This is a genomic window from Actinocatenispora sera (assembly GCF_018324685.1).
In the GTDB taxonomy this organism is placed as follows: domain Bacteria; phylum Actinomycetota; class Actinomycetes; order Mycobacteriales; family Micromonosporaceae; genus Actinocatenispora; species Actinocatenispora sera.
The window spans coordinates 360,620-385,285 of record NZ_AP023354.1 but is presented as its reverse complement, the minus strand read 5'-3'; the positions used below and the strand labels follow the sequence as shown (position 1 = coordinate 385,285).

At 72.9% G+C, this 24,666-nt stretch carries 22 protein-coding genes and 1 rRNA gene; 9 read left to right on the top strand and 14 right to left on the bottom strand.

All coding sequences use genetic code 11. The features are described 5' to 3' along the window. Window positions 1-75 precede the first annotated feature (75 nt). Window positions 76-192 (top strand): 5S ribosomal RNA (rrf, locus tag Asera_RS01765). Window positions 193-423: 231 nt separating this feature from the next. Here rrf and Asera_RS01760 read toward each other — a convergent pair. The 6 genes from Asera_RS01760 to Asera_RS01735 all read right to left on the bottom strand — a co-directional run bounded on the left by Asera_RS01760 (window position 424) and on the right by Asera_RS01735 (window position 8,064). Beyond that, the gene (locus Asera_RS01760) at window positions 424-936 is read right to left on the bottom strand and encodes a chaplin family protein (protein WP_030449918.1); all 513 of its coding nucleotides are present in this window, start codon (window positions 934-936) and stop codon (window positions 424-426) included. A 229-nt stretch (window positions 937-1,165) separates the two neighbouring features. Beyond that, window positions 1,166-1,720 (bottom strand): peptide deformylase, encoded by a 555-nt coding sequence (gene def, locus Asera_RS01755; protein ID WP_244843692.1) that lies wholly within the window; start codon window positions 1,718-1,720, stop codon window positions 1,166-1,168. A 171-nt stretch (window positions 1,721-1,891) separates the two neighbouring features. After that, window positions 1,892-3,871: a S53 family peptidase gene (locus tag Asera_RS01750; RefSeq protein ID WP_051803109.1), complete on the bottom strand. Its 1,980-nt coding sequence runs from the start codon at window positions 3,869-3,871 to the stop codon at window positions 1,892-1,894. 349 nt (window positions 3,872-4,220) lie between these two features. Next, the gene (locus tag Asera_RS01745; protein WP_030449915.1) at window positions 4,221-5,420 is read right to left on the bottom strand and encodes an MFS transporter; all 1,200 of its coding nucleotides are present in this window, start codon (window positions 5,418-5,420) and stop codon (window positions 4,221-4,223) included. Window positions 5,421-5,594: 174 nt separating this feature from the next. After that, window positions 5,595-7,412, bottom strand: coding sequence for a penicillin-binding transpeptidase domain-containing protein (locus tag Asera_RS01740; protein ID WP_051803108.1), 1,818 nt, complete (start codon window positions 7,410-7,412; stop codon window positions 5,595-5,597). A gap of 199 nt (window positions 7,413-7,611) precedes the next feature. Continuing rightward, window positions 7,612-8,064: a universal stress protein gene (locus tag Asera_RS01735; RefSeq protein WP_030449913.1), complete on the bottom strand. Its 453-nt coding sequence runs from the start codon at window positions 8,062-8,064 to the stop codon at window positions 7,612-7,614. 176 nt (window positions 8,065-8,240) lie between these two features. Here Asera_RS01735 and Asera_RS01730 point away from each other — a divergent pair, with 176 nt between their 5' ends. After that, window positions 8,241-9,278: a S1 family peptidase gene (locus Asera_RS01730; RefSeq protein ID WP_030449912.1), complete on the top strand. Its 1,038-nt coding sequence runs from the start codon at window positions 8,241-8,243 to the stop codon at window positions 9,276-9,278. A gap of 87 nt (window positions 9,279-9,365) precedes the next feature. Here the strand turns inward: Asera_RS01730 and Asera_RS01725 are convergent, their stop codons facing one another. Continuing rightward, the gene (locus Asera_RS01725; protein ID WP_030449911.1) at window positions 9,366-10,277 is read right to left on the bottom strand and encodes a LysR family transcriptional regulator; all 912 of its coding nucleotides are present in this window, start codon (window positions 10,275-10,277) and stop codon (window positions 9,366-9,368) included. 78 nt (window positions 10,278-10,355) lie between these two features. Between Asera_RS01725 and Asera_RS01720 the strand changes: the two genes are divergently transcribed. Together Asera_RS01720 and Asera_RS01715 are read left to right on the top strand one after the other, a co-directional pair. Further along, on the top strand, window positions 10,356-11,603 hold the full coding sequence (locus tag Asera_RS01720) for an MFS transporter (protein WP_030449910.1): 1,248 nt from the start codon (window positions 10,356-10,358) through the stop codon (window positions 11,601-11,603). A gap of 44 nt (window positions 11,604-11,647) precedes the next feature. Further along, window positions 11,648-11,923 carry a hypothetical protein gene (locus Asera_RS01715; RefSeq protein ID WP_157035232.1) on the top strand — a complete coding sequence of 92 codons (276 nt, stop codon included), beginning with the start codon at window positions 11,648-11,650 and terminating at the stop codon, window positions 11,921-11,923. A 250-nt stretch (window positions 11,924-12,173) separates the two neighbouring features. On the opposite strand, the gene Asera_RS01710 is transcribed toward Asera_RS01715, so the two are convergent. The 6 genes from Asera_RS01710 to Asera_RS01685 form a co-directional block, all read right to left on the bottom strand. Beyond that, window positions 12,174-13,283: an FHA domain-containing protein gene (locus Asera_RS01710; protein ID WP_157035231.1), complete on the bottom strand. Its 1,110-nt coding sequence runs from the start codon at window positions 13,281-13,283 to the stop codon at window positions 12,174-12,176. Between the two features lie 269 nt (window positions 13,284-13,552). Next, window positions 13,553-14,497 (bottom strand): aldo/keto reductase, encoded by a 945-nt coding sequence (locus Asera_RS01705; protein ID WP_030449907.1) that lies wholly within the window; start codon window positions 14,495-14,497, stop codon window positions 13,553-13,555. 153 nt (window positions 14,498-14,650) lie between these two features. Then, window positions 14,651-15,868 (bottom strand): ABC transporter permease, encoded by a 1,218-nt coding sequence (locus Asera_RS01700; RefSeq protein WP_211255818.1) that lies wholly within the window; start codon window positions 15,866-15,868, stop codon window positions 14,651-14,653. After that, the gene (locus tag Asera_RS01695; protein WP_084132926.1) at window positions 15,865-16,719 is read right to left on the bottom strand and encodes an ABC transporter ATP-binding protein; all 855 of its coding nucleotides are present in this window, start codon (window positions 16,717-16,719) and stop codon (window positions 15,865-15,867) included. The genes Asera_RS01700 and Asera_RS01695 overlap by 4 nt, the downstream gene beginning before the upstream one ends. Window positions 16,720-16,843: 124 nt before the next feature. Further along, window positions 16,844-17,170 (bottom strand): transcriptional regulator, encoded by a 327-nt coding sequence (locus Asera_RS01690; RefSeq protein WP_030449904.1) that lies wholly within the window; start codon window positions 17,168-17,170, stop codon window positions 16,844-16,846. Next, entirely contained in the window at window positions 17,167-17,649 is a 483-nt protein-coding gene (locus tag Asera_RS01685; RefSeq protein WP_157035230.1) for a hypothetical protein, read from the bottom strand. The genes Asera_RS01690 and Asera_RS01685 overlap by 4 nt, the downstream gene beginning before the upstream one ends. A gap of 151 nt (window positions 17,650-17,800) precedes the next feature. On the opposite strand from Asera_RS01685, the gene Asera_RS01680 reads away from it, so the two are divergent. The 5 genes from Asera_RS01680 to Asera_RS01660 all read left to right on the top strand — a co-directional run bounded on the left by Asera_RS01680 (window position 17,801) and on the right by Asera_RS01660 (window position 23,764). Then, window positions 17,801-19,138: a sensor histidine kinase gene (locus Asera_RS01680; protein ID WP_157035229.1), complete on the top strand. Its 1,338-nt coding sequence runs from the start codon at window positions 17,801-17,803 to the stop codon at window positions 19,136-19,138. 107 nt (window positions 19,139-19,245) lie between these two features. Next, on the top strand, window positions 19,246-20,325 hold the full coding sequence (locus Asera_RS01675) for an alpha/beta hydrolase (protein WP_084132922.1): 1,080 nt from the start codon (window positions 19,246-19,248) through the stop codon (window positions 20,323-20,325). Then, complete coding sequence (locus Asera_RS01670) at window positions 20,322-21,500, top strand: acyltransferase family protein (RefSeq protein ID WP_051803104.1); 1,179 nt, start codon at window positions 20,322-20,324, stop codon at window positions 21,498-21,500. Before Asera_RS01675 ends, Asera_RS01670 begins: the two co-directional genes overlap by 4 nt. A gap of 223 nt (window positions 21,501-21,723) precedes the next feature. Further along, window positions 21,724-22,938, top strand: coding sequence for an FAD-dependent monooxygenase (locus tag Asera_RS01665; protein WP_030449899.1), 1,215 nt, complete (start codon window positions 21,724-21,726; stop codon window positions 22,936-22,938). A gap of 118 nt (window positions 22,939-23,056) precedes the next feature. Further along, window positions 23,057-23,764: a TetR/AcrR family transcriptional regulator gene (locus Asera_RS01660; RefSeq protein ID WP_051803103.1), complete on the top strand. Its 708-nt coding sequence runs from the start codon at window positions 23,057-23,059 to the stop codon at window positions 23,762-23,764. Here the strand turns inward: Asera_RS01660 and Asera_RS01655 are convergent. After that, complete coding sequence (locus Asera_RS01655) at window positions 23,761-24,606, bottom strand: inositol monophosphatase family protein (protein ID WP_084132920.1); 846 nt, start codon at window positions 24,604-24,606, stop codon at window positions 23,761-23,763. The two genes, Asera_RS01660 and Asera_RS01655, sit on opposite strands and share 4 nt — an antisense overlap. Window positions 24,607-24,666: the final 60 nt, after the last annotated feature.

Genomic DNA, 24,666 nt, shown 5'->3' with positions numbered 1-24,666 from the left:
CACTGTGTGGTTCTGGAACCACGGTCAGGGCATCCCTGTGTTGGGGTGGTTGTGGCTGGCTGGTTTGTGAGATGTTTCGGTGGTTGTAGCGTGAGGGAAACGCCCGGTCCCATTCCGAACCCGGTAGCTAAGCCTTACAGCGCCGATGGTACTGCACTCGGGAGGGTGTGGGAGAGTAGGTCGCCGCCGAAGCTTACGTAGAGTCGGGCTGGAAGATCCCATGGGTCTTCCAGCCCGACTTTTTTGTGCCCGCGTCATGGTTCTCGAAGAACCCCCGAGCATGACGTGGCTGCCGAACGGGTAATCGGTCGAGCACGGGAAATGCCTGCACAGCGAAGCGGCGGGCCGGCCGGGTGTACCCGGTCCGGCCCGCCGCTGTTGTTCGCAGGGCCCGTTGGTTCTTCGGAAAGCTCGGTGCGCGGCTCAGGCGGCGCGGCGACGGCGGCTCAGCACCAGTGCCGCGGCGCCCGCGCCCAGCAGCGCCAGGGCGGCGATCACCAGGATGGTGAGGCTCGAACCGGTGACGGGGAGCGTAGGCCCGGTGCTCTTGGTGTGGGTGACCGCCGCGACGGTGCTCGGCGACGCGCTCGGCGACTGGGAGCTCGGCGGCGTCGACTCGGACGCGCAGGCTGCTTCGGCGGCATGCGTACCGTAGCCACCGGAGGAGCTGGTGGGGCAGGCGCTCGGAGTCTCACTCGGCGTGGCGCCGGCGCTGGCGGTGCAGTCGCCGCTCGCACCGGCGCCAACGCCGAGTACGCCCACGCCGTTGCCGCAGACGTTCACCGGTGCCTGCACCGGGGCCTGGACCTGGGTGCCGTTACCGACGCCGTTGTTGCCGGCCGAGCCGCTGTCCGCGAAGGCAGCGGTGGGTAAGGCGAGCGCGAGTCCGGCGGCCGCCATGGCGCCGGCGACGGCGAGTCTGGTGGTGACGCGCATGTGTGTCCCTTCGATGTCGAAACCAGGTGTACGCGCGTGCGCACGTACAGGTGACTTCCCTCGTCGGGTCAACGCGCCACCCGAACAGCAGACACGGGATGTTTGGTTACGACCTCGAAGCGTGACGGTATTCACTGGCGTTCAGCTGACGATGCCCGGAGACCCGGCGTTGTCGCAGGTCCGGTGCGTGATCGCGAGCTGTGTACGGGCAGTGAAAGGACGCTACCGGTCAGCGGGCCGGTGCCTCGGTGGGCAGTCCGGCCGCCTTCAACACCTTCTTGCGGATCCGCTTCGGCAGCCGGTCGACATAGACGGTGCCGTCCAGGTGGTCGGTCTCGTGCTGGAAGCAGCGCGCCAGCATCCCGGTGCCGTCGTAGCGGACGGGCTCGCCGGTCATCGTGAACCCGGTGACCGACGCCAGCGCGGGCCGGGCCAGGTCGGCGTGCTGCCCCGGTACGGACAGGCAGCCCTCGCTGTCGTCATCGAGCTCGCGAGGCAGGTCGGGCAGGATCAGCGTCGGATTGACGACGTGGCCGACCTGGTTGACGTCGTCGGCGTCCGGGCAGTCGAACACGAAGACCCGCGCGTCGACGGCGATCTGGTTGGCGGCAAGGCCGACACCGTCCGCCTCGTACATGCTGGCGAACATGTCGTCGATCAGGGCGCGCAGGTCGTCGTCGAACTCGGTGACCGGCCGGCAGGGCCGGTGCAGTACCGGGGTGCCGTAGACGACGATCGGTCGCGCGGTGCCGGTGGTGCTGCCCATCTCACCTCGAAACGCCATACCAACAGGGACCGAGCCGATCCTAGCGGCGCGGTACGAGCGGCCCGCCGGCACCGAGTCCCGGCCGCCGCCGCCGGGACATCCGGCCGCCGGTACCGCTGGCCGAGCGGCGGTACCGATGCGACAGGGCCGCCCCGGTGACCGGGACGGCCCTGTGCCGGTACGGGTGGATCAGTGGTGCCGGTGGTGCCCGCCTCCGTGACCGCCGTGGCCGCCGTGCGAGCCGCCGCCGGCGGCCGCGAGGTAGCTGGTGCCGTTCGGCGAACCGACGCCGGTCACGTTGTCGTAGCCCGGCGCGGTGAACAGCGACGAGTCACGGTCGAACGTGACGAGCGACGACCCGGTCGGCGTGGCCACCGCGACCGGCGTGCGCTGCGGCGCGACGTCACGGAAGGAGCCCGCCTTCAGCTGGTACATCAGCGGGTTGGCGAAGCCGATCGGGGTGCTGCGACCCTGGCTGGCGTCGGCCTGGATGCCGGCGAACAGCGGGCAGGCGAGCGAGGTGCCGCCCCAGGTCTGCAGGGTGTACTCGCCGTCGATGGTGCGGCCGACCGCCATCCCGGTGTACGGGTCGGCGAGCGCGGCGACGTCCGGGACGACCCGGGCCGGCGCACCGCCGTACTGCTGGGACAGGCTCGCCGGGACGACGCCCCTCTGGTACGCGGGCTGGTCGAACAGGGTGCTGGTGCCGCCGCCGGCGCCGCCGTAGAACTCACCGGGCGGGGCCTGCGTGTACGCGGCCGGGTCCTGGGTGTAGTCGACCACCGCGCGGGTGGAGCCCCAGCCGGTTTCGAAGCCGTAGCTGCTGTCGCTGCCGACCGCGAGGCTGGTGCCGCCGACCGCGGTGACGTACGGGTCGGAGGCCGGGTAGTCCGGCTGTGCCGACGGCGTGTTGCCGGCGGTCACCTCGTCGCCGCTGTCGCCGGAGGAGAAGTACATGCCGATGCCCTCGGCCGCGGCCTGCACGAAGATCGTGTGCTCGGCGGCGATGGCACTGGCCGGGATGTCCTCACCCAGGTTGCCCCATGAGTCGGACACGATGTTGGCGGCGTGGTTCTGGATGATCCAGTTGAGCGCCGCGTCCAGGCCGGTGTCGCAGTTCTTGGCCCCGACGTACTTGATGGTCGCGCCCGGCGCCATGGCGTGGGCGGCCTCGACGTCGATGGCCTCCTCGCCGTTCCAGCCGTCCTCGCCGCCGCACTCGTCCTGCATGTCGAACGGCTTGAAGACCTTCTCGGAGTACTGGCCCTTGGCGTAGTGACCCTGGCCGTTGTCCACCGCGTACCGGTCCGCGTCGGCCTGCATGGTCGGCGAGGCGTACGCGTCGACGATGGCGATCGTGGTGCCGGCGCCGTTGGTACCGGTGGCGATCGCCTTCTTGACGCCGTACGCGGTCTGCAGCTGGTCGGTGCCGTACCCGCAGATGTAGGTCGGGAACTCGGTCCGGCCGTACGCCTGCGGCATGGTCTGGTTGTGCTCACCCCAGAAGTTCGAGCACTGCGCCGGGGCCGGTGCCGCCTTCGGGGCCGCGCTGCGGGTCTTCGCGGCGTTGCTGTTGCTGACCACCTTGTGGTGGAACGGCGTGCGCAGCGGGCCGGTCTGGGCCAGGCCGTTGACCGACAGGACCAGGTTGCCGACGTTGGTCGGCAGGGTCGCCTGCCTACCCGGCGCCCGGAGCTTGTGGCCGCGGTAGGAATAGGTGTGCAGATCGGCGCCGAACGCCTTGTTCAGCTCGGCGACGGTGCCGCTGGCTTCGACGTACCGGTTGCCCTGGCCGACGCCGCTCACGGTGAGGCCCTGCTGGCGCAGGAAGTTGCGCACCGCGCGGACGCTGTCGTCGGTCGGCGCGTAGCGCGCGTTGAACTCGTTGGCGGTCAGGTACTTCCCGTACTGCTTCGAGCCCGGGGTGGACACCTGGTTGGCGAACCGCTCGGCGCCCGCGGCGTTCCGCAGCTTCAGGAAGACCTGGACGTCGACGCGCTGGCTGGAGCTGGGGTTGCCGGCGCGGTTGGCTGGGGTGGCCCATGCCGGTGTGCTACCCGACACCGCCTGTCGGGTCGGTGCGGCCTGCGCTGCGCTCGCAGCGAACGGCAGCGCAAGAGCGCTGACGCCCACCGCGATCGCGGCGCGTCGGATGAGGGTGTGCCGCATGTGTCTCCTTTCCTGCACTGGACAGGGACGAACGGAACGGTGCGGATGACGGGCGGCAGTGCTGCCGAAAGACTGCAGAGCTGTCGAGAGACCCACGCACGGTGACTCGTTCGATTCCCCGGAGTATCAGATCGGTGGCCGACATAGGTTGTCAAGGGAAGTTTTACCTATGTCGGGCAACAGCTTCGGCACAACACTCCATTTACGACGGTCGAATCTTCCGATGATTCCGCCTTGTCCACGCACGGTGTTGGTATTACGGCAAACCGCCCGAGCCATCCCGTACCGGCGGGCACTGCTGCGGGTCGGGCGATTCGGCCGCCGTCGCCGGATCGGCCGCCGGGCCGGGTCAGCCGACCGGCGCGGGGCTCGCCCGCCGGGCCCGGTACTCGGCCGCCACCGGCGTCAGCGCGATGGCGAACACCGGGAAGGCCGCCGCGCACAGGAAGCCGATCGAGTAGGTGGACGCGCCGACGACCAGTCCGAGCAGCGGCGGGGTGAGCGAGGAGACCACGTTCTGGCCGGTGTTCTGGATGCCCAGGGCGCGGCCGGACCAGGACAGCCCGGCCAGCTCGGCGGTGGCGGTGAACGCGAGCCCGTTGTCGGCCACGGTGATCACCGAACCGAGCGCGATCGCCAGTACGGCAAGCCAGGGCGCCACCGCGTCGCCGAGCGCGAACGCCAGCATCACGGCGGCGCTCGCCACCGCCAGCTGGCGCATCGGCCGCAGCCGGCTGCCGACCCGGTCGGACCAGTACCCGGTGGCGATCCGGCCGAGCGCGCCGCACACCTGCGCCACGGCGAGGAATGCCCCGGCGGTCAGCGCGGCCCAGTGCCGCTGTCCGACGAGGTACTCCATCGCCAGCGCCGCGATCGCGAACTGCGGCAGGACCAGCAGCGCGCTCGCGCCGTGCAGCCGCCACAGCGTGGCGCTCCGGTACGGGTTGCCGGTGCGGGCGGCGGCGCCGCCGGCGGGGCGGGGCGGATCGGCGGCAAGCAGCAGTACCAGGAGAGCGGCGGCCAGGCACAGTGCGGCCGGCAGCAGCAGCGCGGTGCGGAAGCCGGCGTGCGCGGCGAGGTCGGGCAGGGTGAGTGCCGCGATGCCGACGCCGAGCGGTTGCGCGGTCTGCCGGATGCCCATGGCCACGCCGCGCTCGTCGCGCGCGAACCAGCCCATCACGATCCGGCCGCTGGCCGCGTTGACCGAGGCGGCCGCGGCGCCGGCCAGCCCCAGTACGACGACGAAGCCGGTGAGGCCGGGCACCGCGAGCGCGGCGACCGCGACGAGGACCGCGGCCAGGGTGAGGCCGACCGCCATGACGAGGCGCTCCCCGTACCGGTCGGCGGCGGCGCCCCAGGCGATCAGGGTGGCGAGCAGGCCGACGGTGGGGCCGGCGACGACCAGGCCGGCGCCGGCGAGGCTGAGGTGCTCGTCGGCGCGCAGGGCCGGCACGAGCGAGGGCAGCCCGTAGAGGAATGCGCAGGATGCCGCCTGGGCGTACACCCCGATCGCCAGGACCAACCATCGGCGTCGCGACCGGGCCGCCATGTAGATCTCCCGAAATATGAGAACGAAGTCTTACATTCTGAACAGTACGACTCGGGTACCGGCGCCCGCAAGCGGCCGCCCACAGCGTGGGAGTCCACTGTGGACACAAAGCCGCCCGGCCGCGATGCGAGGCGGCCGGGCGGTGGTGGTGCGGCCGATCGGCCGCGGATCGGGTCAGCCGTTGAGGTTGGTGAGGAACTTGCCGACGAGCGGCGCGGCGACCGCCTGCTCGTGGGTGCCGCCGCCCTCGACGAACGCGGCGAACGCGATGTCGCCCTGCCAGCCGGTGAACCAGGAGTGGCTCGGCGGCTCGGTGCCGGAGCCGTACTCGGCGGTGCCGGTCTTGCCGTACACCGGCCCGCCCGGTACGGACTTGAGCACGGTGGCGGTGCCGTCGGTGACCACCGAGCGCATCATCGACTTGAGCGCGGCCAGATCCTTGGCGGGCAGCTGCGGCCCGGCCTTCACCGGGTGGTAGGCCGGCGAGGTGACGAGCGTCGGCTGCACCCAGTGGCCGCGGGCGACGCCGGCGGCGATGCCCGCCATCGCGATCGGGCTGACCGTGGTCCGGCCCTGCCCGAACGCGGCCGCGGCGCGGTCGACGGCGGTCTTCGCCGGCGGTACCGAGCCGCTGTTGACCTCCGGCCCCAGCTGCCACTGGGCGCCGATGCCGAACTTGGCCGCCTGCTTGGTCAGCGTGTCCGGGCCGAGCTTGCCGGACAGGCCGACGAACGCGGTGTTGCAGGACTGCGCGAAGTCGGTGCGGAACGGCACCTTGCCGAGCTGGTAGTTGTTCTCGTTGTGGAACTTGCGGCCGGACACCGTGGCGTACTCCGGGCAGTCCACTGTGGAGTCCGGGGTGACCCCGGCAGCCAGGTAGGACAGCGCGGTCACCACCTTGAACGTCGACCCGGGCGGTACCGAGCCGGTCAGCGCGAGGTCGTCGGAGCCGCCGTCCGGACCGTTCGCGACCGCGAGCACCCTGCCGGTGGAGATCTGGATCGCGACCAGGGCGGTGCGGTGCTTGGTCTCGGTGGCCAGCGCGTCGTCGGCGGCCTGCTGCACCTTCGGCGACAGCGTCGTCGCCACCGGCTTCCCGGCGACCGGCGTGCCGTGGTACAGGGTCTGCTTGGTGCCGCTGACGGTCACGGTGACGCCGGCGCCCCCGGCGAGCCGCTGCTCGTACTGCGCCTGCAGGCCGGACTGGCCGGCGGTGTCGCCGATCTGGTAGCGGCCCGGGTGCTTGTCCATCTGCTCCTTGGTCACCGGGCCGACGGTGCCCAGCAGTGCGCGGGCGAACGTACGGCTCGGGGCCAGCGGCAGGGTGCCGTCCCGGAACACGGTGCCGTCCAGATCGTGGATCTTCGACTTCACCTTCTCGTAGTCGGTCTTGCGCAGGGTCACGATGTCGAGGAAGGCGGTCGGTTCCGCGGCCTTGATGCGCTTCGGCAGGTCGGACAGGTCGAGGTCGAGCGCGTCGCCGAGCTGCTCGGCGAGTTGCTTGGCGTCGCTGACCCGGTTGGGCTGCACGCCGACGTAGACCACCGGCCGGTTGGTGACCATCGGCTGGCCGGAACCGTCCATGATGGACGCCCGCGGGCCCTGTTCGTTGGCCAGCACCAGATGCCCGTCGCCGGTCAGCTTCGGGTGTACGGTCGCGCCGGTCCAGGCGACCCGCCAGTCGCCGTCGGTCTTGGCCAGATGCACGGTGGTGGTGTAGCGCCAGTCGTGCCCGCCGAGCGGCCAGGACACCCGGACCGGCGCGGTCGCCTTGCCGCCGTCGACCTTGACCGAACCCGCGGACAGCGCCGGATGCACGTCGGCCAGGTCGCCGGCCACCTTCCGGTACGCCGCGGCGACCTGGGCGCTGCTGCCCTTGGCGTACGGCGCCTTCTGCAGGGTGCCGGCGTGCCAGTCTGCGAGGAAGGCGGACAGCGCCTTGCTCGCGTCATCGGAGTCCGAGCTGCAGGCCGCCAGGCCGCAGGCTGTCACCAGGACCGCACCGGACGCAACAAGTCGCCGAGCAACCGCACCGAATCGCATCGCCACCCCCAACGCGTCGACCGCTTGGATGACGGTACCGGGCGGGTGCAGCGGATCACGGTCCGGGCATTCGGTCGAATCCGCTGTTACCCGATGAGATCGGCCCGGTTGTGGCCGTCGCGGCCGGGGTCGGGAAGTGGCTGATGCGTCACGGTACGACGGTGACCGGCCAGCGGCTGGCGCGCACCAGCCGGCCGGCGAGGGAACCGATCAGCTTGTGGCCGGCCTGCATCGACGCGCCGACGACGACCGCGTCCGCCTGTTCCTCGTCGGCGGCGCGGCTGACCTCGGTGTACGGGTCGCCGCGCCGCACCTGGAGGGTCGCCTCGACGCCGCGGGCGTTGACCAGGTCGACCACCTCGTGCTGCAGCTCGTCGGCCACCTGCCCGTACGCCTCGGTGAGCGGGCCGACGAAGCCGGCGGCGAGGCCGGAGACCGCGGAATAGCCGACGACGTAGACGAAGACCAGCCGGGAACCCTGCCGGCGGGCCATCCCGGTCGCGTACGCCGCGGCCCGCAGCGAGGTGGGGGATCCGTCGATGCCGACGACCATCACCCGCGGTCCGTCGGTACCGAGCTCATAGCGCGATTGTTCGTGCACGTCCCGAGTATCGCTGCAGGCGATAGACATTCACCATACCGGCGTATCTATATGTTGCCGAACTATCCGGCAAAAGGGATACTTCCCTCGTCCCTCATCGAATTACATCAATTGGTGCGGGGCGCAGGCGGGTGCGGCGAGACGGCGCCGCATCCACGGATCCCTGGGAGGCATCCATGAGGCCCACGAGGACCTCGTTCCGACTCGCCGCGGTCGCGGCGGCCGCCCTGCTCACCACGGGCGCCGTCGCCACCACCGCGGCGCAGGCCGCACCCAAGACGCCGGACCGGGCTGGGGTCGCCGCGCTGGTCGACGGGCTCGGCACGCACACGGCGGGCAGCTACCTCGACCACGGCACGCAGATCGTCACGGTGACCGACGCCACCAGCGCGGCGAAGGTCCGCACGGCCGGGCTGACGCCGAAGCTGGTCCGCTACTCGACCGCACACCTGCATTCCATCACCGCCGAACTCGGCGAGAAGGCGACGATTCCCGGTACCGCGTGGGCGATCGACCCGCGCAACGACCGGGTCAACGTCACCGCCGACAGCACCGTCAGCAAGGCCGATCTGGCCAAGGTGCGCCAGATCGCCGGCCAGTACGGCGCCGCGGCGCACGTGCGCGTCGTGTCCGGCACGTTCAGTACGAAGATCGCGGGCGGCGACGCGATCTACGGCGGCGGCTACCGGTGCTCGCTGGGGTTCAACGTCACCGACGGCAGCACCGCGTACTTCCTGACCGCCGGCCACTGCGGCAACGTGGCCGACACCTGGTACTCCGACTCCGGCTCCAGCAACGAGATCGGGACCACCCAGGACAGCCAGTTCCCGGGCAACGACTTCGCGATCGTCAAGTACGACAGCGGGGTCTCGCACCCGAGCACGGTCGACCTGTACGGCGGCACCCAGAACATCACCGGTGCGGCCAACGCCCAGGTCGGTGAGTCGGTCAAGCGGTCCGGCTCCACCACGCAGGTACACAGCGGGTCCGTCACCGGTCTCGACGCGACCGTGAACTACCAGGAGGGCACGGTCAGTGGGTTGATCGACACCAACGTCTGCGCCGAGGGCGGCGACAGCGGCGGCCCGCTGTTCGACGGCAGTACCGCGCTGGGGCTCACCTCCGGCGGCAGCGGCGACTGCTCGTCCGGCGGCGAGACGTTCTTCCAGCCGGTGACCGAGCCGCTGAGCACCTACCACGTCCAGATCGGCTGAGCCACCGGAGTTTCCGCGGCGCGTCGGGGCATCCCGGCGCGCCGCGCCGCGTCCAGCGCCCGGCGTTGCCGGCGTCGTGTCCGGTGGTCAGAGGCGGTGGGCGAGGGCGAAGTCGCGGAACCTGGCGGCGGCCGGCGACAGCGGCCGGTCCGCCGGCCAGACCAGGCCGATCGAGCGCACCGCGTGCGGCGTGATCGGCAGCTCCACCAGGCCACGTGGCGGCCGCGGCACCGACGGCGGCAGTACGGCCAGGCCCAGCCCGGCGGCGACCAGCCCGCGGATCGTGTCCACCTCCTCGCCGACGCAACTCAGCCGCGGGGTGAAGCCGGCCGCCGCGCACAGCTCGTCGGTGATCCGGCGCAGCCCGTACCCGGGTTTGAGGCCGACGAACTCCTCGCCGTCGAGCTCGGCCAGCCGCACCCGGCGCCGGTCGGCCAGCCGGTGGTCCGCCGGTACCGCAACGACGAGCCGCTGCCGCAGCAGCAGCGCGGTGGCGAGGCGCCCGTCCGGCTCGGGCAGCGGACCGGTCAGCGCGAGGTCGACCTCGCCGTCGAGCACCCGGCGCACCATCTCGGCATGGCCCGCCTGTTCCAGCGCGAACCGTACCCGCGGATGGTGCCGGCGGAACTCGCGCAGCAGTTCCGGCACCGGCACGCCGCCCATGGTGTGCAGGAACGCGAAGACCACCCGGCCGCTGTCCGGGTCGTGGTCCTCCACGGCGTGGCGGACGCCGGTCTCCAGCGCGGCGAGCGCGGCACCCGCGGCCTCGGCCAGCTCGCGGCCGGACCGGGTCAGCTGCACCCGCCGGCCGGCGCGCGACAGTACCGGGATCTCGAGTGCCTCGGTCAGCTCGGCCAGCCACCGGCTGACCGTCGGCTGCGGTACGCCCAGCGCCTCCGCGACGTGCGTCACGTGCTCGTCGGCGGCCACCGCACGCAACACGGCCAGGCGCGGTGCGAGCTGCCGTACCGCGGCGGCGACCGTCTCGTCCTCGGTCATCTGCATCATCCACTCGTGAATCGATCTGGCGAGATCAGCGTATTGGACGAATCAATACGCCCACCGTAGCGTCGATGCGTGAGCGTTTCGGCCACCCTCCCCGCGACCGCGCACCGGCGCGGCAGCCCCGGATTCCGCCGCATCACCCTGGCGCTGTTCGCCGCGGGGCTGGCCACGTTCACGCAGCTCTACTGCGCGCAGGCGGTGCTGCCGCAACTCGCCCAGTCGTACCGCCTGACGCCGGCCACCGCGAGCCTCGCCGTCTCGGTGGGCACCGGCGGGCTGGCCGTCTCGATCATCCCGCTGTCCGCGCTGTCCAACGTGACCGGCCGGATCCCGATGATGACGGCGGCACTGCTCGCGGCCGGGGTGCTCGGGCTCGCCGCGGCGTTCGCACCCTCGTTCGAGATCCTGCTGGTACTGCGGGCGTTGCAGGGCATCGCGCTCGGCGGTCTGCAGGCGGTCGCGATGACCTACCTGGCCGAGGAGGTTGACCACCGCGCGCTCGGCTTCGCGACCGGGCTCTACGTGGCGGGTAACGGGATCGGTGGGATGGCCGGGCGGCTGCTCGCCAGCCTGCTCGCCGATCTCGGCGGCTGGCGCCTGGCGCTGGGCGTGATCGGCGCCCTCGGCCTCGGCTGTACCGCGCTGTTCCGGCTGTCGATCCCGGCGTCGCGCCGGTTCGTACCCGAACCGTTGGCCCCGCGCCGGCTCGCCGCCGCGGTCGGCCGCGCGTTCACCGACGGTGGGCTGATCCGGCTCCATGCGGTCGGTTTCCTGCTGATGGGCTGCTTCGTCACCGTCTACAACTTCCTCGGCTTCCGGCTGCTCGCCGCGCCGTTTCGGTTGTCCGGCACCCTGGTCGGCCTGATCTTCGTGGTCTACCTGGCCGGTTCGTCCTCGTCGGCGATCGCCGGCCGGCTGGCGGACCGCTTCGGTCGGCCGAAGGTGTTCTGGATCACGGCGGTGGTCGTTCTGGCCGGCCTGGCCGTCACCCTGTCCGGCCACTTGGCCCTGGTGATCGTCGGGCTGGTGCTCGTCACCGCCGGTTTCTTCGCCGGCCACTCGGTCGCCAGCGGCTGGGCCGGCGCGCGGGGCCGCGCCCTCGATGCCCAGGGAGCGGCCGTTTACCTGCTCTGCTACTACCTCGGCAGCAGCGTCGGCGGGTCGCTCGGCGGCGTCGCCTACGGGTACGGGAAGTGGCCCGGCACGGTCGCCTACGGCGCCGCGCTGGTCACGGGCGCGCTGCTGCTCGGGCTCACCCTGCGTCGAGGTGCTCCTGCCCTGCGTCGCCGGATCCTGAGCGTTGCCGGTGAACATCGATGACGGACTTTGCATCCCTCGCGGCAGGGGGCACCATGGTCGGCGTGATGATCGGAATCGTTCCCCAACCGGGCCAGACCGTCCAGCTCTCCGGTGACGCGTCGCCCCAGTTCCGCGAGCAACCCCTCCGCCTCTTGATCACCGAACCCCCACTTCCGTCCACTGTGGACGCTGCCCAGGGCAAGCCGGCCGAACGCGCCAGCTGGCTGCTGCTCACCGGTTGGGAGCTCGGCCCCCGCGGTCAGCGGGTCGTCAAGCGCACCGTGTCGGTCCGCACCGCCGGTGTCGCGCTCGACCAGACCGCCCCGCTCAGCCGTCGCTAGGATCCGTCGCCGGTTACGGGGGAACGGCGACGGGCCTCGACCGTTCTCGGGCCGCGTCCCGCGATGACGCGGCCTCGCTCGCTGCCGCCCTGTCGCGGACCGTTACGCCTCCGACCCGACCGCCCGGCGCCTCGCGCCGCCCGGCCGAGCGCCGCCCGGCCTCACTGACCGCTCGAGCACACCAGTCAACCGCGACAAGGTGCGCGAGCACGACAGATCGCCCGGCCGCGCCGATCGACCCGGGGATCGCTCAGCCGCGCCGATCGGCCGCCGAGCCAGGCAACCGGATCGCCATCGTCGGCGCCTCCGCCATCACCGGTGCGTCGTCCGCGCCGCCACCGCTCGGCCGCCGGTCCGCCCGGCCCAACTGGACGCCCTCGTGCAACTCGACCACGTCCCAGTCGCCGAGCCGGTGCTGCTGGCCGCGGTGCAGCGTGATCGTCTCCGGTACCGCGTCCGGGCCGGAGCGGGTGTGCACGGTCGTCCCGTTCGTGCTGGTGTCGGTGACCACCAGGGCGCCGTCGAGCAGATCCAGCCGGACGTGACTGCGGCTGACCCAGTGCACCGCCTCGTCGTCCAGCAGCTCACCGAGCCGTACGCCGCCGGGCCCCTCCGGCGACCGGCCGACCACCACCGGGGCGCCGGCGGTCACCGGGAACCGGCCGCGGTCCTCGCCGCGGATCCAGATCGTCACCGGGGTCGCCTGCTGGCGCGGGCCGCCGTCGTGCATGGGCGCGCCGTGCCGGGGGCAGACCGCCCGGCCGGACCGCACCCGCGGCGGCGGCTGGCCCGGGCCGGGGGCGCCGAACAGCACGCAGCCCGGCTCGGGGCAGCGCCAGTACCGGCCGAGAACCGCCTGGGTGGCCGGGTCCAGGGTGGGCCGCGGCATCGTCGGCGCCGCGTTGGGGCGGGTCATGAGCGCCGCACCACCGACCCCCGGTACCGGGATCAGGAAGGGTGCGCCGGCCGCCCACGGGTGCCGACCGGCGAACCGGGCGAAGTCGTCCCGGCTGACGACCGGCAGCCCGGTGTAGGCCGACAGCTCCAGCAGCCGGTCGTCCACCTCTGGCAGCGTCTCCACCAGGCCGTCGTCGGCCCAGCGGCGCAGCACCATCTTCTCGTTCGAGGTCAGTTCCAGGTCGGTGATCAGCGCCCGGTCGACCACCAGGTACACCTTGGCGCCGGGCTCGCCGAGGTGCGCCCCGAGCGCGTCGATGACCAGCCCGAGCCGGAGCAGGTGGGCCGGCCGGCCGCCGTCGAGCTCGACCTGGCGCACGATCGGCGCCAGATCGACGATGGCGCGGGCGGCACTCGGGTCGGTGCACAGCCGCCGCTCGATCGAGTCCAAGACGCGTGTCACCTCGAAGCGCACCGGGCTCCCCCTCCTGCTCGTGAGGCTTCATCATCGCCTACCGGGCTTCGGCTGTCGCGCTGGTCGGTACCCGATCGCCCTCACCTTCACCCACCGTGCCGGCACCGCCGCATCCCGTACGCCAGCCGCCCCGGCCCCGGCCCCGGCCCCGGTGAGTTGATCAAGGGATTCGTCCGCGACGTCCTGCGGCAATCTGCGTGAATCCCTTGATCAACGCGGCGGGGGGGCTGGGCGACGCGCTGGGTCCGTGATCGGGGTCAGGGGGTGGGGAGGAGGGCCAGCAGCTCGTCGAGTTCGTCGGCAGTGGGTTCCCAGTCACCGGCGGCGGCGTTCGCCCGTACCTGCTCCGGGGTGGTGGCGCCGGCGATCACCGAGCCGCAGGTGGGCATCGCGGCCAGGCCGCCGACGGCGAGCTCCAGCAGGCTGCGGTCGTGCTTGTCACCCCAGGCGGCCAGCGCTTCCACCACGTTCAGCCGGGACTCGGTGACCAGATGCGCACGTTCCGCGATGCGGCTGCCGGCCGGCAGCTCCCGGCCACGCCGTACCTTGCCGGTGAGCAGGCCGTTCGCCAGCGGGAAGTACGGCAGGACGCCGACGCCGTAGTGCTCGGCCGCCGGTACCAGCTCGCGTTCGATCTCGCGGTCGAGCAGTGACCACTGGTTCTGCGCCGAGACGAACGGCGCGTACCCGCCGGCGGCGGCGACGTGCGCCGCCTCGGCCAGCTGCCAGCCGGTGAGGTTCGAGTGTCCGAGATAGCGGACCTTGCCCTCGGTGACCAGTTCGGTCAGCGCGGCGAGCGTCTCCTCGATCGGCGTCTCCGGGTCCGGCGTGTGCAGCTGGTAGAGGTCGATGTGGTCGGTACGCAGCCGGCGCAGCGACGCCTCCACCGCGCGCCGGATGTAGGCGCGGCCGCCCTTGGCGCCGGCGGCCGGCCCGTACCCCAGGTCGGCGCTCTGGAAGCCGAACTTGGTGGCCAGCACCACCCGGTCGCGGCGGTGCTGCAGCACCTCGCCGAGCAGCCGCTCGGAGGTACCCGCGCCGCCGTAGATGTCGGCCGTGTCCAGCAGCGTGATGCCGGCGTCGAGCGCCGCGTCCACCACCGCCCGGGTACCGGCGAGATCGAGCTTGCGTCCGAAGTTGTTGCAGCCCAGCCCGACGACGGAGACCCGCAGGCCGGAGCTGCCCAGAGAGCGATAGCGCATGTACCGACCCTAGAGCGGGCACCCGCACCCCGGCACCACGGTCCCCCGCCGTCCCACCCCACGCGACGGGTCGCGCTGCGCGCCGAGCACGGCGTCGGGGCGGCGCGCCCGGTCGGCGCGCAGTACCCCCGGACGCCATGATCGGCGGCGGTGTCAGGCGGCGCGCAGCGCGTCGACCAGGCGTACCCGGGCGCCGGTGCGAAGCACGGCGTTGCGGTAGACCCGGCCGGCGAGTGCGACGAGCGCCACCACCAGCGCCACCGACAGCACCAGCGACACCGCGATCTCCCACGGCGCGGCCACCCCGAGCGAGATCCGCATCGGCATGATCATCGGCGAGAACAGCGGGATCAGCGACAGCACCCGGCCGGCCATGCCGTCCGGGTTCGCCGGGATCAGCGACCACCCGATCACCGCCGGTACCACGATCAGCATGATCACCGGGGTGACCACGGCGTTCGCATCCTCCTGCCGGGACACCAGCGCGCCGGCCGCGGCGAGCATCACCGCGTACATCGCGAACCCGATGACGTACCAGACGATCGCCCACAGCGCGGCCCCGGTGATGAGCCCGGCCGGGATGGCGAAGGCGCCGGTGGCGAGGCCGAGACCGACCCCGACCGCGGCGAAGATCACCATCTGTACCAGTCCGACGACCGCGATGCCGAGAACCTTGCCGGCCATCAGCTGCCACGGCCGCACGGTGGCGAGCAGCAGCTCGACCACCCGGCTGGACTTCTCCTCGATCACCCCCGCCGCCACCGCCTGGCCGTTGATCATCAGCGACATGTAGATCAGCACGACCGCGATGACGCCCAGCACGATCCGCTGCACCTGGTACTTGTCGACCGACTGGAGCCGCTGCACCGGCAGCTGCGCGGTCGACATCGCCTGCTGGACCTTGCTCGGGTCGCCGCCGAGTTGGTCGATCTGCTGGCTGAACGCCTGCTGCTGGGCCAGCACGTGGAAGGTGCTGGTCAGCCCGGCGGACAGGGTCTTCTTCACCACGACCTTCGGCGCGTCGGCGGTGCCGACCAGCAGTGCGTCCAGCTTGCCGTCGGCGACCTGCTTGCGGCCCGCCTGCTCGCTGACGGTACGGATGTCGACCTTCTGGCCGGCCGCCTCGGCGGCGCTGGTGACCGGCGTCGCGAGGGCCGAGGTCTGGTGGGTGAGCCCGATCGTCGAGCTGGACGAGCTGTTCTGGATGAAGTTCATCAGGATCAGGTAGCCGCAGATGAACACGACGATGATCGCCGTACTGATCAGGAACGACTTGGCCCGCAACCGGGTGGCGAGCTCGCGCCGCGCGATCAGCCGCACCCCGCCGATGGCGCTCAGTGCGCCCGGTCCGTCGTACTGTGCGTTGCTCACGATGCGGCCTCCTCGGCGGTCGGTGCGGACACCACGTTGCGGAACAGTTCGGTCAGGGACGGCCGCTGCCGGGCGAACTCGTGCACCGGGCCGGTGGCGAGCGCCGCCGCCAGTACGGCCTGGTCGTCCGCGCCGGTCGCGAGCGACAGCGTGGTCCGGCCGTGCTGCTGGTCGAGTACGGTCACGCCGGGCAGGCCGTCGGCCCAGCCGGCCGGCGCGTCCGGGGCGAGCACCGACAGCCGGGCGGTACCGGTGTCGCGCAGCTCGTCGACCGGCCCGCAGGCCACCATCTGTCCACTTCGGACGATGCCGACCCGGTCGCAGAGCCGCTCGACCAGATCCAGCTGGTGGCTGGAGAACACCACCGGGATGCCCTGCTGTGCCTTGCGCCGCAACACCTCGCTCATCACGTCGACCGCGACCGGGTCGAGCCCGGAGAACGGCTCGTCCAGGACCAGGATGCCCGGGTCGTGCACCAGCGCCGCGGCCAGCTGCACCCGCTGCTGGTTACCCAGGCTCAGCTTCTGCACCTCGTCGCCGAACCGGCCGGCGATGCCGAGCTCCTCCGCCCACTGCAGCGCCGCCGTCTGCGCCACCCCGCGCGGCATCCCGTGCAGCTCGGCCAGGTAGGTCAGCTGCTCGCCGACCTTCATCTTCGGGTAGAGCCCGCGTTCCTCCGGCATGTAGCCGATCCGGCGCCGGGTGTCTGCGGTGATCGGTTCGGCGTCCCACCGCACCTGGCCGGAGTCGGCTGCGAGCACCCCGAGCACGATGCGCATCGTGGTGGTCTTGCCGGCGCCGTTGCTGCCGACGAAGCCGAACAGCTCGCCGGCCCGTACGTCGAAGGTCATGTCCTGCAAGGCAACCACGTCGCCGTAGCGCTTGGAGACGGCGTCGATCTCCAGCCGCGCGTCCACCACTGTCGGTTCCTCCTTCTGCCGCCGGCGGCGTTCGGCCGCCGGATGTCTCGCGTGGTCAGTGCCGCGCGGCGCTCTCGCCGGACGGTTCGGTGCCACCGGCGACGATCGCGCGCAGCGCGGCGACGTGACCCTGGTACGCGCTGCGGCCGGCGTCGGTGAGCGACAACCAGACGCGCTGCCGGGTGTTGCGGGTGGCCCGGCGCTGCTGCACGTACCCGGCGTCGACCAGCACCGCGACGTGCTTGCTCAGCACCGATGCGGAGACGTCGAGCTTCTCCTGCACGGTGGCGAACTCGGCCGACTGCACGGCGTCGAGCAGCGCGCAGATGCGCAGCCGGTTCGGCGCGTGGATGGTCGCGTCGAACCGGGGCTCCACGCTCATGCCGCGCCGACGCAGCCGCTCTGCCGGCGGCGCGCGGCCCGTCGCAGCGGCACCGCCCAGGCCAGGATCGCGAGCGAGATCGCGCCGGAGCCGAAGAAGCCGATCCACCACCGGTCGTAGCTCGACGCGAGGCCCATCGCGACGGCCATCGCCAGGCCGGATCCGATGCCGGAGACCGCCAGGCGCCAGGCCTTCTGCCGGCGCAGCCGGACGGTGAAGCCGACCTCGTGCATGTACCCGCGGAGCACGATCACGAACAGGCTCGTCCATCCGGCGAAGCCGGCGATCCCGAGCACGGCGCCGAGCGCGCCGGACGGCACCAGCTGTGCCGCCGGAATGACCGAGACCAGCGCCGCCATGGCGACGAAGTACCACCAGGGTGGGACGGTGCCGTCGAGCGCGCGGCGCGCCTGCTCGACCTCGCGCAGCGCGGTGGCGGCGTCGGCCGGGCTGGGCAGCGGCACCTGCTCTGTTTCCATGTCGGAAAGTCTCGGTGTTCGTTTCCAACCTGTCAAGTCATAACTTTCCGCGCTGGAAACCTGGCCGCCCGACCCCGTACCCAGGCGGGACGTGCGGCGTCCCACCTGGGCGGCACGACGCGGGGCGCCCGGCCCGCCTACCGTCGGCGTGGTGCAGAACCAACGGTGGCGACAGGTGACCGCAGCGGCGTGGCGCGGGCTGCGGCAGCTGCTCTACGGGCCGGACACCCCGATCCGCTGGCCGGTCGGCCGCGGCCGCTGGCTGCGCTGGGCGGCCCGGATCGCCGTGGTGGCCGCCATCGCCGTGCTGTACCCGGTGACGATGGTCACGGTGCTGAACGCGCACCGCGGCGAGCAGAGCGCGATCGTCCTGATCCTTGCCGTGGTGCAACTGCTGCCGCTGGTACTCGCGCTGCGCTACCCGCTGATGGGCTGGCGGATCGGGGTGCTCGCGGCCCTGCTCGCGCCGGCGGTCCGCACGGCGCCCGTGTGGGGTTCCTGGCCGTGGGAGCCGGCCCAGATCCCGATCCTCGCGGTCGCGTTCGTTCTCGCCGGCCTGCGGTACCAGCGGGCGGTGCTGTGGTGGATGTGGGCGGCGATGGCCGGCGTACTGGTGGTGCACGTCGACGCCGGCAACGCGCCCGGCGGCCTCGCCGTACTGACCATCGGCGCGGTCCTGGTCGACCTGATCCGGTCGCGGTTGCGGGCCCAGCGGGCGCTGGTCGCCGAGACCGAGCGCACCGAACTGGAGAAGGCACGCCGGGCCGCGCTGGAGGAGCGCACCCGGATCGCCCGGGAACTGCACGACGTGGTGGCACACCACATGTCGTTGATCGTGGTCCAGGCGCAGACCGCGCCGTACCGGCGGGACGACGTCTCACCCGGCGCCGCCGAGGAACTCGACTCGATCGCCGCGCAGGCCCGCAGCGCGCTGGTCGAGATGCGCCGGCTGCTCGGGGTGCTGCGCAGCGACGAGGACGCGCTGCGGGCACCGCAACCCGGACTGTCCGATGTGGACGGACTGGTGGCCGGTGGTCGCCGCGCCGGGGTACGGATCTCCTACCGCGCCGAGGGACTGGAGCACCGGCCGCCCACCGCGGTACAGGTGTGCGCGTACCGGCTGGTGCAGGAGGCGCTGTCGAATGCGACCCGGCATGCCGCCGGCGCACCGGTCGACGTCACGATCGAGGTCACGGCCGACCGGGTCCGGCTGCGGGTGCACAACGGTCCCGGTACCCGCCGCGGTGCCGGCACCGGTGCCGGGCACGGCCTGGTCGGGATGCGGGAACGGGTCGCGTTGCTCGGCGGTGACCTGCACGCCGGGCCCGACCCCGACGGCGGCTTCACCGTCGTCGCCGACCTGCCGGTCGCCGAACCGTCAGCCTCTCCGTCGGATCCGCCGGCCCGGTCAGCCGCCCGGCCCTCAGAGACGTCGATGCCGGCGGCCGTCGGTCCGGAGTATGACGGGGGATCCGGCTCCCCGGGGTGACGTGCCGGGCCCGTTTCCGGCCCTAACTTTCGCCGCAGTGACGACGGGTGGGGGCGACGACGCCAGGCTGGCGCTCGCTCGCCGACCCGGAGGCGAAGGGACGGGCGATGCGATCTCGACTGGGTCGGTGGGCGCTGGCGGTGCTCAGCGCGGTACTGGTGGCGGCACCGGCCGCGAACGCGGTACTGGACGGGCCGGCGACCGCCGGGCCCGCCGCGGTGCCGATCGGTACCGCGGCGTGGCGGGCGGATCCGCGGCACCTGCCGGACCCGGCGACCGCGACACCGGCGGCGGTGCACGCCGCGCTGGCCGGCGCGCCGCGCTCGCTCGCGACGCGGTACCCGGGGGTGGTCGGTGAGCTGGACGGCGCGCCGATCGCGCTGCGCTACCAGGCGAACCGGGCGGCGATGGCCGCGGCGGGCGCGCCGTACGCGGGCTGGCACGGACGGTACCTGCTGTTCGATCCGCGCGGCGACGGCAGGGTCGCGCAGGTGTTCGGCGACCTGTCCACCGCGGACCGGATCGCGGTGCTGGTCCCGGGGGTCGACGACCGGCTGGCGAACTTTCGCCGCGGCCTGGGCGGCAAGGCCTACCGGTCGCCCGCGGTGCAGGCGGCGAACCTGTACCGGGCGTCGGGCGCCCGCATCGCCGTGATCGCCTGGCTCGGCTACGCCACGCCGCGCGGGGTCGGGATCGACGCGGCCCGGGAACGGCTGGCCGCGACCGGTGCCGTGGCGTTGCGCCGGTTCGTCGCCGGACTGACCGCGGTCCGTCCACATGCGACGATCGCGCTGCTGGGGCACAGCTACGGCTCCACCGTGCTCGGCCTCGCCGCCCGGTACCTGCCAAGGCAGGTCACCGACATCGCCCTGTTCGGCAGCCCGGGCGTGGGCGTGGGTACCGCGTCGGCGCTGCACACCCCGGCCCGGGTCTGGGCCGGACAGTCCACGAAGGACTGGATCCGGTACGTGCCGGGGCTGCGGCTGTTCGGCTTCGGGCACGGCCGCAAGCCGGCCGACCCGGCGTTCGGTGCCCGGATCTTCCCGACCGCAGACGTCGGCGACCACGACCACTACCTGGCCCCCGGTACGGACTCGTTGGCCGCGCTGGCGCGCATCGCGCTCGGCCCCGGTCACTTCGCCCCGGCCCGCACGGCGCTCGCGGCGAGCGGCGGAGGTGCGGCATGAGTACGACCGACGTGCCGGTCGCGGCAACCGTTGGCAGGAAGGGAACGTGGCACCGCTGGGCGGGCCGGGTCGACGCGGCCACGCCGGTGCGGCGGGACCGTACCGTCGACGCGTTGCGGGCGGTGGCGATGCTCGGCGTGGTGATCGGCCACTGGCTGGTGTCCGCGCTCGTCGCCGACCCCGGCCGGCCCGGCGTGCTGACCAACCACAGCCCGCTGTCCGGGTGGCCCGGGGCGGCGCCGGTGAGCTGGTTGCTGCAACTGCTCGGCCCGTTCTTCTTCGCCGGCGGGTACGCGGCGGCGCGCGGCAGCCGCGGTCGGGCGGCGCTGCCGTGGCTGGCCGGCCGGCTGCGCCGGCTGGTGCTGCCGGTGCTGGCGCTCGCCGCGGTGTTCGGCCCGGTGCTGGCGGCGTTGCCGGCGCTCGGGGTGCCGGGGCCGACCCGCCAGGTGGTCTGGTCGCTGGTGTCCCACCCGCTCTGGTTCCTGCTGGTCTACCTGCTACTCACCGCGGCGACGCCGGTGCTGCGCACCCTGACCGCCCGATGTGGACTGTGGTGGTTGGTGCCGCTGGTGGGCGCGATCGGGTTGGTCGACACGATGCGGCCGGCCGGGTTGCCGAGCTGGCTCGTGCTCGCCGCCGTACCGGTGGGCTGGGCGGTCCCGTACGCCCTGGGCATCGGGCTGGCCGAGGGCACGCTGCCGCACCGGGCGGGTGCGGTGCTGCTGCCGGCCGGCGTCGTGGCCGGCGCCGCGCTCGTCGCCGCCGGGTACCCGGCGAGCGCGGTCGGCGTACCCGGTGACGGTTGGTCGAACCTGGATCCGCCGTCGCTGTTCACCCTGGCCCTGGCCGCCGCGCAGCTCGGCGCGTTCCTGCTGGTACGAGGTCGGCTGGCGGCGCTGCTGCGCCGGCCGGCGGCGTGGGCGCCGATCGCGGTGCTCAACCTGGCCGCGATGACCGTCTTCTGCTGGCACCAGAGCGCGCTGCTCGCGGTCAGTCTCGCCGGGCTGCCGTTCGGCCAGGTACCGGGGCTGCTGAGCCCGCCCGCCGGTGACTGGCTGGCGCTGCGGCTGCTCTGGACCCCGGCGTTCGGGGCGGTCCTCGCCGGCTTCTGCCTGCTGTTCCGCCGCGTCGAGACGCACGCCGCCCGCCGGCCGCACGCCGTACCGCCCGCCTGACGGCCTGCCCGGCGGGGTCCGGGAACCAGCGGCGGCCAGTCCGAGGGGTCGGAGGCGATCCGACCGGGCCACGGGTCGAGACGGCCCGGCTGGCCCGACTGGAGTGAATGTCCGGATTCGCACCTGCCCCGACGCTGTGCATAAACGGGTCGATGGCCAAAGTAGTACAGTAACCCGAAAGGGCTGGTGACCTGATACGCCGGCCGGGTGAGGGGAGAGTGCGATGACGAGGACGGCACTGGTGTCGGGGGCGAGCATCGCCGGCCCGGCGCTCGCGTACTGGCTGCACCGGTACGGGTTCGAGGTGACCGTGGTGGAGAAGGCGGCAGCGGTGCGCGGCGGCGGGTACCCGGTCGACGTGCGCGGCACCGCGCTGGACGTGATCCGCCGGATGGGGCGGTACGAGCAGCTGCGGGCCGCGCACCTGCACATGGGGCGGATGACGTTCCTGCGCGACGACGGCCGGCGGGTCGTGTCGCTGCGGCTGGACCGGCTGGGCGGCGCGGACGGCGGCGACACCGAGCTGCCCCGCGGCGCGCTGACCGGGCTGCTGTCCGACGCGATCGGCGACGACGTCGAGTTCCGGTTCGGCGACTCGATCGCGGAGCTGACCGACCACGACAGCGGCGTCGACGTGCGGTTCGCCGGCGGGGACACCGCCCGGTACGACGTGGTGGTGGGCGCGGACGGGCTGCACTCCAACACCCGGCGGCTGGTGTTCGGGCCGGAGGAGCAGTTCCACCACTACCTGGGGCACTGCTTCGCGGGCTTCAGCATGCCGAACCACCTGGGGCTGGACCACGAGGGGGTGGCGAGCACCGCGCCGGGCCGGACCGCGGTGCTCTACGCCGCCGGTGACCCGGACCGGGTGCACGGGTTCCTCAGCTTCGGCCGGGCCGAGGCGCCGTTCGCCGCGTTCCGCGACCCGGCCGCGCAGCGTGAGCTCGTCGCGTCGGTGTTCGCCGACGGCGGGTGGGAGGTGCCCCGGATGATCGACGCGATGCGCACCGCCGACGACCTGTTCTTCGACGTGGTCAGCCAGATCCGGATGCCGAACTGGTCCCGCGGTCGGGTCGCGCTGGTCGGCGATGCGGCCTACGCGCCGTCGTTCCTGTCCGGGCAGGGTTCGAGCATTGCCCTGGTCGGAGCGTACGTGCTGGCCGGCGAGCTGGCCGCGACCACCGACCACCGGGCCGCGTTCGCGGCGTACGAGCAGCGGATGCGGCAGTTCGTCGCGGACAACCAGGCGCTCGCGATCGGCGGCGGCGGGGTGGCCGTCGCGCCCGCGACCCGGCGCGGCGTGTGGGCCCGCAACCAGCTGTTCCGGGTCGCCCCGCTGCTGCTGCGACTCGGCGCGTTCGGCGGCCGGGTGGCCAAGGTCAAGTCGTCGCTGACCCTGCCCGACTACACCGCACCCGCCGAGGTCGGCACCCGCTGAGGGCCCCCGCCGCCGAGGTGGGCCGGCAGCCCCGGCCCGCGGCGGCGGGTGTGCCGGGAGCCCCACCCGGCGAGGTGGGCCGAGAGCGCCGGCCCGCGGGGGCGGGCGGGCTGAGAGCATGGTGAGCGTGGCAGGGCTGCGGGAGAAGAAGAAGTACAAGCTGCGGCAGTCGGTGCAGCGGGAGGCGTTCCGGCTGTTCGCCGAGCAGGGCTACGCCGCGACGACGGTCGAGCAGATCGCCGAGGCGGCCGAGATCTCGACCACGACCTTCTACCGGTACTACTCGTCCATGGTCGACGTGGTGCTCTCCGGCGAGTACGAGCCGCCGGACGGCGCCGACGACCTGTTCGCCGAGCTGGGCGAGGCCACCGACATCACCGCCGCGCTGCGGTCGATGGTGCGCAGGGCGATGGGGAGCATGGCGTTCGACCGGGACGAGATGCTGGCCCGGTACTCGCTGATCTTTTCGGTGCCGGAGCTGTGGGCGGCGTTCCAGCACCGGCAGCAGCAGGGCCGCGGGCAGGCCGAGGAGCTGCTGGCCCGGTGGCTGCACGCCGAACCCGACTCCTACCCGGTGCGGCTCGCGGTCGCCGGCTACGCGGCGGCGGTGACCGAGACCCTTCGGTACTGGACCGACCACCACGGCGAGCCGGATCTCGCCGAGCTGCTGGACCAGATGATCGTCCGGCTCGCCCCGCTGCTGCGCCCGGTCGCCGACGACGATCGCGCGGACGCGCCCGAAACCGGCGACGGCCCTGCGACCGACGACTCCACGGTCGGCGACGGCCCCGCGACCGACGACTCCACGGTCGGCGACCGGGGCTAGGGTCTGTTTCGGAGCCCCCCGCCGGGCAGCGGGGTGCCGGTGGCGGTGCGCGGGAGCATCCGGGGCAGCAGGTCGGTCAGGCAGGAGCCGGGCAGGTCGAAGTCGCCGTTCACGGCGAGGTACCCGGGTGCCTCCCACGGCCGCCCGGTGTCCGGCAGCGGCAGGTACCGCCCGCCGGCCTGCTGCACGATCAGCGCGCCGGCCGCCACGTCCCACGGGTGGATCCCGTACGCGTAGGCGCAGCCGGCGCCGGCCGCCACGTACGCGAGGGCGAGCGCGGTGGAGCCCATCCGCCGGACCGCGCCGAACTCGCGCAGCAGCGTGGTGTATTCCTCGACGCCGCGGCCGGCGGCCAGCGTGCCGGGCCCCGGGTACGAGGTGATCAGCATGTTCTGCGCGTCGGTCGCCGGGCCGGTGGACCGCAGCGGCTCGCCGTCGGCGTACGCGCCGTGCAGGTTCGCCGAGAACGCGGTGTCGCGCATCACGTCGTAGACGACGCCGGCGACCAGCTGGTCGTTCGCCACCGCGCCGATGGACACGGCGAAGAACGGCAGCCCGAGGGCGAAGTTGGCGGTGCCGTCGATCGGGTCGACCAGCCAGTGCACCGCGCCGTCGCCGCTCGCGCCGCCCTCCTCGCCGAGTACCGCGGAGTCGGGCCAGGCGTCGAGCAGCTCGGCCCGCAGCACCTGCTCGGTGCGCTCGTCGTGCTCGGTGACCAGGTCGTGGTGGTCCCGCTTGTGGCTGGGCTGCTGGGCCTGCACGAACGCGGCCCGCAGCGCGTCACCGACGCCGCGCGCCGCCCGGACGGCGATCTGTTCCAGCTGTACGGACATCTCGGTCATGCGGGGATTCCTCACTCAGGGGTGTCGGGGCCGGGCTCCGGCCTACCCGGGGCGTCAGCC